This is a genomic window from Nostoc sp. PCC 9305 (assembly GCF_963920915.1).
Lineage (GTDB): Bacteria > Cyanobacteriota > Cyanobacteriia > Cyanobacteriales > Nostocaceae > Nostoc.
On the sequence record NZ_CAWUDN010000159.1, the window covers coordinates 1 to 13,072 of the forward strand.

The 13,072-nt window shown below is 41.8% G+C and carries 13 protein-coding genes; 6 read left to right on the plus strand and 7 right to left on the minus strand.

Going from position 1 to position 13,072, the window contains the following annotated elements; all coding sequences use genetic code 11:
* Positions 1 to 183: 183 nt before the first annotated feature.
* Both ACM0OX_RS33125 and mdh read left to right on the plus strand, forming a co-directional pair.
* Entirely contained in the window at positions 184 to 399 is a 216-nt protein-coding gene (locus ACM0OX_RS33125; RefSeq protein WP_289795289.1) for an NAD(P)H-quinone oxidoreductase subunit O, read from the plus strand.
* Between the two features lie 409 nt (positions 400 to 808).
* Positions 809 to 1,783 (plus strand): malate dehydrogenase, encoded by a 975-nt coding sequence (gene mdh / locus ACM0OX_RS33130; protein ID WP_414519181.1) that lies wholly within the window; start codon positions 809 to 811, stop codon positions 1,781 to 1,783.
* 144 nt (positions 1,784 to 1,927) lie between these two features.
* Here mdh and ACM0OX_RS33135 read toward each other — a convergent pair whose 3' ends face one another.
* The gene (locus tag ACM0OX_RS33135; protein WP_414519182.1) at positions 1,928 to 2,260 is read right to left on the minus strand and encodes a translation initiation factor; all 333 of its coding nucleotides are present in this window, start codon (positions 2,258 to 2,260) and stop codon (positions 1,928 to 1,930) included.
* Positions 2,261 to 2,355: 95 nt separating this feature from the next.
* Entirely contained in the window at positions 2,356 to 2,844 is a 489-nt protein-coding gene (locus ACM0OX_RS33140) for a hypothetical protein (protein WP_414519183.1), read from the minus strand.
* A gap of 466 nt (positions 2,845 to 3,310) precedes the next feature.
* Here ACM0OX_RS33140 and ACM0OX_RS33145 point away from each other — a divergent pair, with 466 nt between their 5' ends.
* Positions 3,311 to 6,562 (plus strand): SNF2-related protein, encoded by a 3,252-nt coding sequence (locus ACM0OX_RS33145; RefSeq protein WP_414519184.1) that lies wholly within the window; start codon positions 3,311 to 3,313, stop codon positions 6,560 to 6,562.
* Positions 6,563 to 6,671: 109 nt separating this feature from the next.
* Here ACM0OX_RS33145 and ACM0OX_RS33150 read toward each other — a convergent pair whose 3' ends face one another.
* Positions 6,672 to 6,953 carry a type II toxin-antitoxin system RelE/ParE family toxin gene (locus tag ACM0OX_RS33150; protein WP_414519185.1) on the minus strand — a complete coding sequence of 94 codons (282 nt, stop codon included), beginning with the start codon at positions 6,951 to 6,953 and terminating at the stop codon, positions 6,672 to 6,674.
* A complete protein-coding gene (locus ACM0OX_RS33155; protein WP_414519186.1) occupies positions 6,950 to 7,216 on the minus strand; it encodes a ribbon-helix-helix domain-containing protein in 267 nt (88 codons plus the stop codon). The genes ACM0OX_RS33150 and ACM0OX_RS33155 overlap by 4 nt, the downstream gene beginning before the upstream one ends.
* 511 nt (positions 7,217 to 7,727) lie before the next feature.
* On the opposite strand from ACM0OX_RS33155, the gene ACM0OX_RS33160 reads away from it, so the two are divergent.
* The gene (locus ACM0OX_RS33160) at positions 7,728 to 8,387 is read left to right on the plus strand and encodes a Nif11-like leader peptide family natural product precursor (RefSeq protein ID WP_414519187.1); all 660 of its coding nucleotides are present in this window, start codon (positions 7,728 to 7,730) and stop codon (positions 8,385 to 8,387) included.
* 225 nt (positions 8,388 to 8,612) lie between these two features.
* Here ACM0OX_RS33160 and ACM0OX_RS33165 read toward each other — a convergent pair whose 3' ends face one another.
* The 3 genes from ACM0OX_RS33165 to ACM0OX_RS33175 all read right to left on the minus strand — a co-directional run bounded on the left by ACM0OX_RS33165 (position 8,613) and on the right by ACM0OX_RS33175 (position 10,827).
* Positions 8,613 to 10,199, minus strand: coding sequence for a glucose-6-phosphate isomerase (locus ACM0OX_RS33165; RefSeq protein ID WP_414519188.1), 1,587 nt, complete (start codon positions 10,197 to 10,199; stop codon positions 8,613 to 8,615).
* A gap of 111 nt (positions 10,200 to 10,310) precedes the next feature.
* Entirely contained in the window at positions 10,311 to 10,568 is a 258-nt protein-coding gene (locus tag ACM0OX_RS33170) for a cytotoxic translational repressor of toxin-antitoxin stability system (protein ID WP_099102182.1), read from the minus strand.
* A 61-nt stretch (positions 10,569 to 10,629) separates the two neighbouring features.
* On the minus strand, positions 10,630 to 10,827 hold the full coding sequence (locus ACM0OX_RS33175) for a hypothetical protein (protein WP_104907481.1): 198 nt from the start codon (positions 10,825 to 10,827) through the stop codon (positions 10,630 to 10,632).
* Between the two features lie 245 nt (positions 10,828 to 11,072).
* On the opposite strand from ACM0OX_RS33175, the gene ACM0OX_RS33180 reads away from it, so the two are divergent.
* A complete protein-coding gene (locus tag ACM0OX_RS33180; RefSeq protein ID WP_414519189.1) occupies positions 11,073 to 12,206 on the plus strand; it encodes a branched-chain amino acid ABC transporter permease in 1,134 nt (377 codons plus the stop codon).
* Entirely contained in the window at positions 12,196 to 12,978 is a 783-nt protein-coding gene (locus ACM0OX_RS33185) for an ABC transporter ATP-binding protein (RefSeq protein ID WP_414519190.1), read from the plus strand. The genes ACM0OX_RS33180 and ACM0OX_RS33185 overlap by 11 nt, the downstream gene beginning before the upstream one ends.
* Positions 12,979 to 13,072: the final 94 nt, after the last annotated feature.

The window sequence follows — 13,072 nt, forward strand, 5'->3', positions numbered from 1 at the left end:
AGGAGTTAGGAGTTAGGAGTTAGGAGTTAGGAGTTAGGAGTTAGGAGTTAGGAGTACAGACGCGACCAATCGCTTCTGTACACGCGACCAATCGCTTCTGTACAGTATTAAGAGTTTTCACTTCTAACTCGGAACTCTTTTAAAATGCAGGTGAAAGACGTTACAAATTTGAGAGAGGAACTCATGGCAGTCAAAAAAGGAGATATGGTTCGCGCTGTGCGCGAGAAACTAGAAAACAGTCTGGAGGCTAAAGCCAGTGATACTCGCTTTCCTCCTTATTTGTTTGAAACTAAGGGCGAAATTGTCGATATCAAAGGTGATTACGCCCTGATTAAGTTTGGGAAAGTGCCAACACCTAATATTTGGTTACGTGTGGATCAACTTGAAGAGTTTAAATAAGTAAAAAGAATTCAGAAGTCAGAATCCAAGAGTCAGAAGTCATCCTGACTCTTGGATTCTGGCGTTGCTGATTCCATGTATGAAAATGATTTTGCATACAGCACTGACAGCTATTATGCAATACAGACCGCCAGGGAATAGAATTCCCTGTCTAATGGTGCAAGTCCTCTAGAAGAGGACTAGAAAAACTTGGGTTAAAGCACTGACAGCTATTATGCAATACAGTACAGTTTTTCTTCTTGCCCTTTCTTATCCTTTCAGTTTTGAGGATGTATCTCATAGCTGCCAGAAGCGCTGTAATACCAAAATCCTTGTAGAGACGTAGCAGTGCTACGTCTCTACATCCAGATTCATACTTTAATTCAGCAACGCCTGAATTCTTATTGATAAAAATCGCACTTTAATAATTATGTCTTTTTCCCCTAACTCCTCAATTGTCTGTAATTTACCCCGTGTCACCATCGTGGGTGCGGGTAGGGTTGGCAGTACTTTAGCTCAACGCGTTGCAGAGAAAAATCTGGCAGATGTCGTTTTACTAGATATTATTGCGGGAATGCCTCAAGGTTTGGCGCTGGATTTGATGGAAGCCAGGGGAATTGAAATACATAATCGCCAGATTATCGGCACAAATAATTATGCTGATACATCTGGTTCTCAAATTGTGGTGATTACCGCCGGACTTCCCCGCAAACCAGGGATGAGTCGGGATGATTTGCTGAAAACCAATGCCAAAATTGTGGTGGAAGCGGCAAAAAATGCGATCGCTCATTCTCCCAATGCTATTTTTATTGTTGTCACCAATCCGTTAGATGTGATGACTTATTTAGCTTGGCAAGCAACAGGTTTACCACGCGATCGCATTATGGGTATGGCTGGTGTGTTAGATTCTGCCCGTTTTGAAACCTTCATTGCCCTAGAATTGGGCGTTTTACCCGCCGATGTCAAAGCGATGGTTTTGGGTAGCCACGGCGATTTAATGGTTCCCTTGTCTCGTTATGCTACCGTTAACGGCATTCCCATCACTGAATTGCTGGATGCAGCCACGATTGAACGTTTGGTAGAAAGAACTCGTAACGGTGGTGCAGAAATTGTGGAATTGATGCAGACGGGTGGTGCTTTTTTTGCTCCGGCATCGGCTACTAGTGTGATGGTAGAATCGATTTTATTAAATCAGTCGCGGTTGTTGCCTGTGGCGACGTATCTGCAAGGTGAATACGGTTTAGATGATGTTGTAATTGGTGTTCCCTGTCGGTTGGGATGCGGTGGAATTGAGAGTATTTTGGAATTGACGCTGACTGATAAAGAAAGAGAGGGCTTGCATACTTCGGCTCGATCTGTGCGTCAAAATATTGAGCGATCGCAAGAAATAATTCGTAATTCGTAATACTTCGGCTACGCTCAGTACAAGTTCGTAATTTGTATAAATATTAGTCAAAAGAAAAAGCAGTAAGTTCTAATCCCACTGCTTTATTTGTTATTCCAAAATTCATCACCTTATGAAAACCAATATCACCAGATTGGTTTGGCGTTAACGGCGGGAATCCTGATCTGCGGGGTCGCCGTAGGGATCTTCGCTGGCTGGGCGAACGTCACCAAACTCCCCTGTGTCTGCGGGGTCGCCGTAAGGGTCTTCGCTAGCTGGGCGAACATTGCCGTAAGACGAGATATCTGCCGGGTCGCCGTAGGGGTCTTCACTAGCTGGGCGAACATTGCTGTAAGATGCCGGGTCTGCGGGATCGCCGTAGGGATCTTCGCTGGCTGGACGTACATTGCGATCGCGGAATTCATCATCTCGATCGGCTTGATCCTTGTTCGATCCCAAAAGCAACTCCTTCGCCTTTCGGAAAAATTCATCTACCATAATCTGTCTCCTGATTTAAGTTCGTGTTTCCGACGTGCGCGATCGGCGTTATCCTCCGGGAAACCCGCTTTCTTATTTACACACGCTTCGCTGATCTAAAGTGCCGGAGCTGCGGATGAAGTTAGACCAGTGAGATCGCGACCTGTGGCGCTGCGGTTATAGCCTTGGAATTCCCGATACTTTTGTGCTTCAGATTCTGGTACTCTAATTCCTTCTGCTGGTGGTGTTACCCAGTGAGCGCGATTTTCAGCATCACGGTAGTATACACGCCCATTCTTGGATAGATAGTACTTACCTTGCGCTCCTTCTTGGGGAGCATTTTTATGTTGGTTGTACATATAGTAAAGTGCCGCAGCTCCCGCCAAAAGTGCCACTTTTTGCCCTGTACCCAATCCTTTCTTCACTTCGGTTTGGTTTGTGTGATCGCTCACTGTTCTACCAATGGTGTCATCTACTGGTGGTGGAACATTAGCCCTTTGGGAACCGCCTCCGCAGCTACTCAGCAATGGAACCATTAGCAATGCCGAAAGCAGTACTGCAAATAGACGCGAAACTATTTTACGTTCTTTATATATTGTGTTCATTGGATTTTGTTCTCACCTGTATTTTCTAAAAGCCTTGCTGTTGCAAAAACAAAGTTGGAATTCCTGTTATTTCGCTGGGAATTGAAAAAACATATACCACTCAATTTACAACTGCACAGCTACAGCGTTTCTCTTTCATATTCGTGGATTTTCTCAAGTATTCCATCCCGCCTTTGAGAGAAATCGTATTCATCCCAAGGAAATATATTGTGAGTTAGGGAACAAGCACTCTTTAGTATTTGACAGCTTGTATTAGGTAAATAAAAAACCTTTAACCCAAACTCAGTAACCTTTTCCCAAGCTAAATTACGAGTTGAAAATGCAAAACTACCAGCAGAATTGGATTTTACCTCAATCTGTGTGGATAAATATTGAGCTATAATAGAAAATTTTGGCTGGTAAATGATACTACATATGACCTACTATTGATATTTTATATGCTTAAAATATAGAATCTGTAAAACAAATGAGCGAACACGCAGATAGTTGGCCTCCTCACGAGCGATTTCCCTATAACTACACAGACTCTAAGAGAAAAATAGATTCTAAGGTAAAAGTAGTTATAGAGGAGGATTTAAATCAATCAAAAAATCCACTAATTATTACTGGCTACGCTTCACTAGAAAAAATTATCGACTTTCTCTCAGACAATTATCAGAGGTTACAGAGAAATTCAGAGGCTTTTAATATAATCCGTATTTTATTGGGAAATGAACCTTATCCTACAGAAAAACAAGAGTTTAGCTCATCTAACAACAAGTTCTCTGAGGAAATTGTGCAATTCTGGCGAGAACGGGGTATATCGATTCTTAAGTGTGCGAAGGTTATTGCTGCTATCGAGTTACTCAAAAATAGCAAAGTTCATGCCAGGATTGCTAACAAAAAGCCCATTCACGCCAAGATTTACAAAGGAGACAATTCCATTACTATTGGTTCTAGTAATTTTAGTAGTTCAGGTCTGACATATCAAATAGAAGGTAATGTAAGATTTAAAAAACAAAAAGAAACTGAACGATTTGATGAAGCTTGCTTGTTGGCAGAGAGAATTTGGGAACTGGGAAAGGACTACAATGATGAACTGATTCAGCTACTAGAACAGCTTCTTCGCCAAGTTTACTGGGAGGAAGCTCTAGCGAGAGCCTGTGCAGAATTGTTAGAAGGAGAGTGGGCAAAAAAATATAAAACTACTAGCTATCTTGGTGATGAACTTCAACTCTGGCCATCTCAGGAAAAGGGAATTGCTCAAGCAATCTGGGTTATTGAGAATGTTGGCAGCGTACTCATAGCTGACGCAACAGGTTCGGGTAAAACTCACATGGGTTCTCACCTAATTAAATGTCTGATGAACCAAATTTGGAAGACTGGGCGAATGCGTCACGATATACCAGTGTTGATTTGTCCTCCTGGGGTGAAAAATGCTTGGGAAAAGGAGTTTACTGATTGCGGTCATAGTGTCAAAACAGTTTCTCACGGTATGCTGAGTCATTCAACTCCTAACGAAGATATCGATATTCGTGCTATCAATCGTGCCCAAGTGTTAGCTGTTGATGAAGCACATAACTTTCTAAATCGGGGATCTAATAGAACCAAGAAAATCTTTCGCAACATTGCCGACTATGTATTGCTGTTTACCGCTACGCCTATCAACAAAGGCTCACAGGATTTGCTAGGAATCATCGAATTGTTGGGGGCTGACAATTTTGACGATCAATTATTGGAACAGCTTAAACCTATATGGAACAACCGTGGCAAGTTAAAGGAAAGGATGTCACCACAGGTTCGGGAGAGACTAAGAGGGGCGATTCAGCAATTTACTGTTAGACGCACCAAGACAATACTCAATCGCATGATCGATGAAGAACCAGAATGCTATAAAGATCGATTTGGCAAACAGTGTCGCTACCCTAAACACCAACCTAAAAGTTACATTTGTGGTGAAACTGACAGCGATCGCGCCAAAGCTCAACAGATTCGTGAGGTAACTCAAACATTACTAGGTTTGATGTATCTTAAGGAAATCCCCCAACTGCCAGAATACCTTCGTAACCAAGGCACGACTGAAGAAAAGTTTATAGAGTGGCAATTGAAGAGAGCCAAGGTACTAGCTGCTTATCAGGTTATGGCTGGTTTGCGTTCTTCACGAGCAGCACTGCTTGAACACATCAATGGAACTGATTGCGCTCAAGAATACTTTCAGCTTTCAGGCAAGATCAAAGCAGAAAAAACGGGTAACTCTATCAAAAAGTTGCAGGAAGTAGCTGGAAAAACACCAAAAAATAACTTGCAAATCGAGCTACCAGATTGGTTAAGCGATTCAAGCAAACACGAACAAGCTTGTCATGAGGAAATCGTTATTTACGAAAATATTGCTAATTTGTGCAAAGATATTTCTGACTCACGGCAGGAAACAAAGACTAGCCAACTTATCGAATTACTAGATAAACACAAACTGGTGATAGCCTTTGACAGCCGTCTAATTAGTCTTCATGATATCAAGCGTCACCTTGACCAACATAAACATGGTGAGGTAATTATCGCCACTGGAGCCGATAAAAAAGAGCGTGAACACATCAATCAGATGTTTCAACTTGGATCAGAGAAATCAGGCATAATTGCCCTGTGTTCAGATGCAATGTCTGAAGGGGTTAACCTCCAACAAGCTTCAGCAGTTGTTCAATTAACCATGCCTAGTGTAATGCGTTTAGCAGAGCAAAGGATAGGTCGGATTGATCGCATGGACAGCCCACATTCTACCATTGAGGCGTTATGGCCCAAAGATAGCAATGAGTTTGCCCTTCGATCTTCTGAGAGCAAGTTTTTCGCTCGTCATAACTTGGTTTCGGATTTGTTCGGGTCAAACCTACCATTGCCTGAAGACTTCTCTCCAGAAAAAGATACAGACTCATCAGATGATGTTGTGACATCGGAGGACGATCTAGTTAAGCTTGAAGAGAAAACATGGGAACTGGGGGATGTTTTTGACCCAGTGCGATCGCTAGTAGAGGGCGAGGGATCGCTAATAGAGAACAAGCGATCGCTTGTTTCAAGGGAAGTATACAACCAAAATCGCACCAGTAAAGCACGAGGAAATTCATGTTTGAGTTTTGTTGATGCACACCCAGAGGAGCCTTCTTGGGCTTTCTTTGCTATTGCTGGAACTGAATGGGGCGCACCACGTTGGGTTTATCTTGATGAGCTAGATCCGCCAATAACTGATTTGGAGGAAATCAGTAAAAAGCTCCGAAAAAATCTTTTTATTGTTAGCGAATACCCTAATCGAGAAACAGCTACTATATACCTTGAAAAATTCCTAAAAAAACTTATAAAGACTGAAAAAATGTTGCTTCCTAAAAAAAAGCAGCGAGCACTTGATGAAATGAAATTGGTACTTACAAAATACAAGGATAAAGCTGTCAAGGAAAAAGACGATGCCCGAGATAGATTGTGTAATTTCATGCTTTCTTTACACGAGGAAGTAGAATTAGAGCAACAGCGTATAGATTTAAGCCTTTTGGCTGAGTGGTGGATTGATCTTATTCGTCCTCAGTGGTTTTCTCGTTTGAAGGAACACAGACGCTTTGAACCTCTACGCCTCCAAGACATCCGCGACGATTTAATCCAAAATCCGATTCCTACAGAAAAGCTCAACGAAGTATTTAAAGTTCCCAAAGTTAAACCACTTGATAAGCGCATTGTTGCAGCAATAATTGGTATTTAGTGAAACTAGATTAAAATTGAACTTTCCTCACTCTTAACAGGCTATTTAGGGAGAATTAAAGGTAGTGATTGGAAACTCAAATATCAACTTACTCATCTGATTCTGCAAATCAAGATTCCAACTTTTGATAACCACTAACTACACGGACAATTTCAATTCCACTATTTATAAGTCGATAAAGAATAATATAATTATCCAAAAGAACGCCGCGCAAATCAGATTTAATATTTCCGTAGCTACGTCCCATATTGGGAAAATTCGCTAAATATTTACACTTTTTGTCAAAGTTATTAATAAAATTCTCTCCAGCATCAATATTTATCCTGACAAAATAATCAATAATTTCTGATAAATCTTGACTGGCTTTTGGAGAGATAATATGTTGCTTCATCCTTGTAATTCTCTCGCTTTATGCAGTTTTTCTCGCAATTGTTCAACTACAATTACTCCATCAATACCTTCCCCTCTATCCAGTTGATCGATAGCAACCTCAACTTTTTCGCGTGTTTCTTCAACCCACTGCTGATAACCTTTTTCCCACTCTAATAGCAACTTCAATGCTTTACTAATAACTTCTTCGGGATTTGCATATCTACCTGTAGCAATTTGTGCTTGGATGATTTGCTCAAGTTCAGGTTTAATTTGGATATTCATGATTTATATTCCTGTTTATTGACAGTTTTAACCTTATTGTAACAATATTTAAAATCAAATAATTTGAATAGCGTAGGCGTAGCCAGCCGTAGGCATCGCTTTTACTTTCTCCGCAATTTACCTATTAGCTAAATGTAGCAAAATATATCTCTTTTCTTTTCTCTGCGTTCTCTGCATCTTGGCGGTTCGTTTAAAAATAACTGAATTGCAGGTTTTGTGCAGTTGATTTATTCATGAATAATTAATACTATCTATTGACTTAATTTTATTTTATGAGAATCAATAATGAGCGTAAGCGTAGACCACTGCAACTATCTCAATCTTTCATCTTTTCCTCAGTATATATTATTCATAGTAATAAACTTTACAGAAAATTTACACTTAGCCACTGTGTAACTTGATTTACATCATACAAAAATTTAGTACTGTCGAAGAAACACATTATACTTACTACACTGGTGTTCATTAATCACAAACCTCTACCAAGTTTAAAACTTAGGCAAGATGACCCATGTATTATCAAATTTGGAATTTCTTTCTTAAAGAAGATAAATACATTTATTGGAAAGAAAAAATAAAAGTTAACAAAAACTTTGACAAAGTGACATGGCAAAAGATTATTGATTTCTTGTCATTAGTAGAGCAAACTTTCCAGTTAAAAAGTCAACTAGCAGAAACTGATAGCCTTGAGCCGTTTCTCAAGTTAGCAAGAGAAAACGGTTATAATTTGACCGCAGAAGAACTCGCCTGGTTTCTAGTTACTAGAAGACAGATTTGGGATCTTTTTGATTTTGCACAAAAAACGCCATCTCTCAAAGAAGAATTACTAATAGCTAAAGAGCCACAGCAGTTCATCGACATCGCCGCCGAAAATGGCTATTACTTTTCTGTAGATGAGTTAGCTTGGCTATTAATTGACATCAAATCATCGTCAGATTTAGTATCTATTAACAACAGCGTTGGAGAGATTCTCACGGTATCAAGCTACGGCAGAATTGAAACAGGATACTGGATTTGGCTAGCAGAACACTGGGGAATTGTGCCACCATTTTGTCATCGGGATAAACCCAGCACTTTCTTATGTCAAAATCTCAACAATCCTTTTTTACCCGATCGCTGTTTTTTACCCAAGAGTTACTTTAATCAACGCCTGATGGCAATTCATAATTAAAATACTTCGTAATTAGGCAAAGAAAGAGAAGAAAGCAATACTTAGACGAAACGGTATTGAGTAATAAAACTTAATTACGAATTACGAATTACGAATTACGAATTACGAATTATACAGTGAAGCATCCTAGACAGAAGATATATCTTCTATTTAGGATGCTTCACAATAAAAAGTTGTTGTTGAGACAACAATTATGGACAAAATCTGAGATTTAGATTAGAGCTATCAGCTAGCAGAAACGGTCAAACTACCGGGTTTCTGAAGATCGCCTTGTAAAACTACACCCCGCTGATTGGCATGGATGTGACGCAAAATCTTGTAAATTGCCTCAACTTGGTCTGATGCGCCTGCCTTCTCGGCGAGTTCGTCAAGAGAAAGGGGAGTTTTTTCTTTTTGTAGCACTGCTACCACTCGTGTTTGCAAATCCAGAATGGAGGCAGCAGCTTTTTTGCCAGCTTCTACTCCTGGTTGATGGTAGGCGTTGACGTTGACCAAACTAGCATATAAACCAACAGCACGTTCGTACAAAGCAATTAATGCCCCTACAGTTCGGGGATTAACTTGGGGAATCGTGACTGTAATTGAATCGCGGTGATTTTCATAAAGCGCTTGTCGGGTTCCTTGGAGAAAACCGGAAAGATAATCGCCTGATGTAACTCCTGGATCTATTTCAGTGGATGGGCCTTGACGATCTTCCAACACTTCGATGAAGGTAGCAAAGAAATTCGCTACACCCTCGCGTAACTGCTGGACATAAGCGTGTTGATCTGTTGAGCCTTTGTTGCCATAAACGGCGATGCCTTGATGGACAACGTTGCCCTCTAAGTCTTTTTCTTTACCCAAGGATTCCATCACCAGCTGTTGCAAATAGCGACTGAATAAAAATAAGCTGTCCTTGTAAGGTAGAACAACCATATCTTTTTCGCCCTTTCCGTTACCTGCAAAGTACCAAGATAAAGCAAGCAAGGCTGCTGGGTTATTTTTCACATCTGGGACGCGGGTAGCGTCGTCCATCTCTTTTGCGCCATCTAACATAGCGCGAACATCAATGCCCTGTAGTGCCGCTGGTACTAGCCCCACAGCAGACATTTCTGAGGTGCGTCCTCCTACCCAGTCATACATCGGAAATCTGGCCAGCCAGCCTTCATCTTTGGCCAGCTTATCGAGGTTGCTATCAACGCTGGTAATTGCTACCGCATATTGAGCAAATTCCAAATTGTGTCCGGCGTATGCTTTTTTAACTTCAATCATGCCGTTGCGGGGTTCCGGCGTTCCCCCAGATTTGGAGATCACCAAAACCAAAGTGCTGGCGAGGCTATTTCGGAGATGATTGATAACGCGATCGATACCTGCGGGATCGTTGTTATCGATAAAGTGAAGTTTCAGCGGCGGGAAATCAGGAGCGAGAGCTTCCGCGACGAATTGGGGGCCGAGAGCGGAACCACCAATACCAATGGAGATAATATCCGTGAAGCGGCTTGCTCTGGGAGGATGAATAGCACCTGTTTGGACTTTTTCCGCAAAGGCTTCGATTAGTTCTAAGGTTTGGACTATTTCTTGTGTAAGTTCTGGAGCTGGCGCTAAATCAGGATTTCGCAGCCAGTAGTGTCCAACCATGCGGTTCTCGTCGGGATTTGCGATCGCACCCTTCTCTAGTTGAGCCATATCCGCAAACGCCTTGTCAAACTTCGGCCGCAACGAATCCACGAAGCCATCATCGAACCGCATCCGACTTATGTCTAAGTACAGTCCCAATCCCTCGTGGAAATATAACCAGTTTTGGTATCGTTGCCAAAGTGCCCTAGCATCCATAGGGAAATCTCAAATAAAGTGTTTTTCAAAACCAGTTTAATGTAAGGTTATAGCGATCCCTGCCTAGCCTTATACAGTTTACAGTTTTAAGTGTTCCCTTGACTCTTGACTTTAAACATCTGGCATAGGGATGACACGCAGAAATTTCACAATTTCACCCCTAATTTCTATACCAATCAGATAATTGTCTAGGGTGAAGCGGTGAAAAATGCCTTCACTATCAAGCTGTCGCAGTTCTTTTAAATCAGTCAGTTGCCACTTTTGGGCTAACTCAATAAAAACAAAATCATGCACCCGCTCGTAGGCGGCAGGTTCTAAATTCTTCAGGTCTAGCAAAAAAGACCTGGCATAGCGCATTTCCAGACTCACTGGGCGTTACCTTCACCAAAACTTGAGGGGCCACTGGCACTAGCTCAAAAGCGCTGCTGAATCAGAAAAACATCAACAGTCTTACCGCTTCTTCATGGGTTAAGATATCCCACGGTTGCTGCGATCGCTTGACTTTTTGTATCGCTTTGAGCATATAAAAGTCATAATGTAAAGCTTCAAGAACATTCCAAATGTCTTGCAAATCGTCATCGCCTAACTGCTCGATTAAGTGATGCATTCTAAGTCGCAGCAAATTCATACGTCAATTATTCCCTACCACCAAACACCAACAATAAATAGTATTCCCATAAAATTAGCTACGCTCAAGCTACGCTAAAATTTATTCGCCCAGGGAAGAGGGCAGAGGGGCAGGGGGGCAGGGGAGCAGGGGAGCAGGGGGAGAATTCGTAACTCCTAACTCTTCACTCAGCACTCCTCACTAAGCACTCAGCACTCCTCACTCAGCACTCGGAACTGTTTTGCCCAATTCCCAAATAATTTAATATGGTTGACTATCTCATTTTCTTAGCAATTTCTACGGCGCTTTTTGCTCTATTCGCACTAGGACTGAATTTACAGTGGGGCTTTACGGGCTTAATTAACTTTGGTCATATTGCTTTCATGACCCTGGGAGCATATACAACGGTATTGTTAAGCTTAAAGGGTGTACCCCTACTTGTATCGGCACTGGCTGGGGCAATTGTCGCAGCCTTATTGGGTTTGATAATTGGTTTTGTAACTCTCCGCTTACGGGAAGATTATCTAGGAATTGTCACCATTGGTACGGGCGAATTAATTCGTTTGGTGGTGAATAATCAGGAATTACCTGTGGGTGACACTTGGATTTCTGGGGCGTTTGGCGTACAAAGTTATCCCATACCCCTATCCACAGAACCAAGTTTGTTTGTCAGATTAATAATGATTGGCCTTTTAACGCTGCTGGCTGCTGTAACTTTCTTTACGTTGTGGCAATGGATTCGCACCACTCAAATATCTCGGACTACTGATTTAGGCAAAAGGACGACTAGCAAGCAAGAATTTGCATCGCGCTTGGGTGTGGGAATTGTGTTAGCACTTTTGGCAGCAGCGATTTATATTTCTGGGGTTATTGGACTGTATAACTACAACCCAAAAGCGGGTTTAATGCTGGTGTTGCTGCTGGTTTTAGCATTTGTATACTGGCGCTTAGAAATTTTGGTGCGATCGCCCTGGGGTAGAATTCTCAAAGCTATCCGCGAAGATGAAGAAATTCCCAAGGCACTGGGAAAAAATGTCTTTTGGTATAAATTACAATCTCTCATGTTAGGGGGTGCGATCGCGGGTATCGCTGGTGCTTTCTTCGCTTGGCAACTCAGCGCCATTTACCCCGATAATTTTCAACCGCAGATCACCTTTGACACTTGGATTATGGTGATTTTAGGCGGTTCTGGGAATAATGTTGGCACAATCGTAGGTGCGGTAATTTTCTTTGCTTACGATGCGCTGACGCGAGAAGTCTTACCCAGAATCGTTTCCCTTGATGAAGCACGTTTGGGCGCATTTCGCATCATGGTAATCGGATTAATTTTGATGGTACTGATGATTTGGCGTCCTCAAGGTATCTTAGGGAAAAAAGAGGAACTCACCCTTGGTAAATAACTATTCATCCCCACTTCCCCTTTTGGCAGCCACTGGACTTTCTAAAAGCTTTGGTGGTGTCAAAGCAGTTAATGAAGCGAAAATCGAAGTTGCTAAAGGCAGCATTACGGGCTTGATTGGCCCCAATGGTGCTGGTAAAACTACTTTATTTAACTTACTCTCAAACTTCATCCGCCCTGATAAAGGACGAGTAATTTTTGACGGCGAGCCGATTCATAATTTACAACCATATCAAATCGCCCAGCAGGGAGTAATCCGCACTTTTCAGGTTGCACGAACTCTCTCGCGGTTATCGGTGTTAGAAAATATGCTGTTGGCGGCGCAAAAACAAACGGGTGAAAATTTTTGGCAGGTGCAGTTGCAACCGCACATTGTTGCTAAGGAAGAAAAGCAACTGCAAGAGCGAGCAATGTACTTATTAGAATCAGTGGGCTTGGCAAAAAAAGCACACGATTACGCTGGTTGCTTGTCTGGTGGACAACGCAAGCTGTTAGAAATGGGACGGGCGCTGATGACTAACCCCAAGTTAATTTTGTTGGATGAACCGGCTGCTGGGGTGAATCCGAAATTGATTGATGATATTTGCGATCGCATTATCACTTGGAACCGCCAAGATGGCATGACCTTTTTGATTATCGAACACAATATGGATGTAGTTATGTCCTTGTGCGATCGTGTTTGGGTACTTGCCGAAGGACAGAATTTAGCTGACGGTACACCAGCAGAAATTCAAACTAATCCCAAAGTTCTAGAAGCTTATTTGGGAAAATAAAGTGTGATTGGCTTTCTGTTCTAAAACTCTCCCATACAGGGCTATCCATTACCCGCATCTTTCTTAACAAACAGACAAAATACTTAAAATTAGA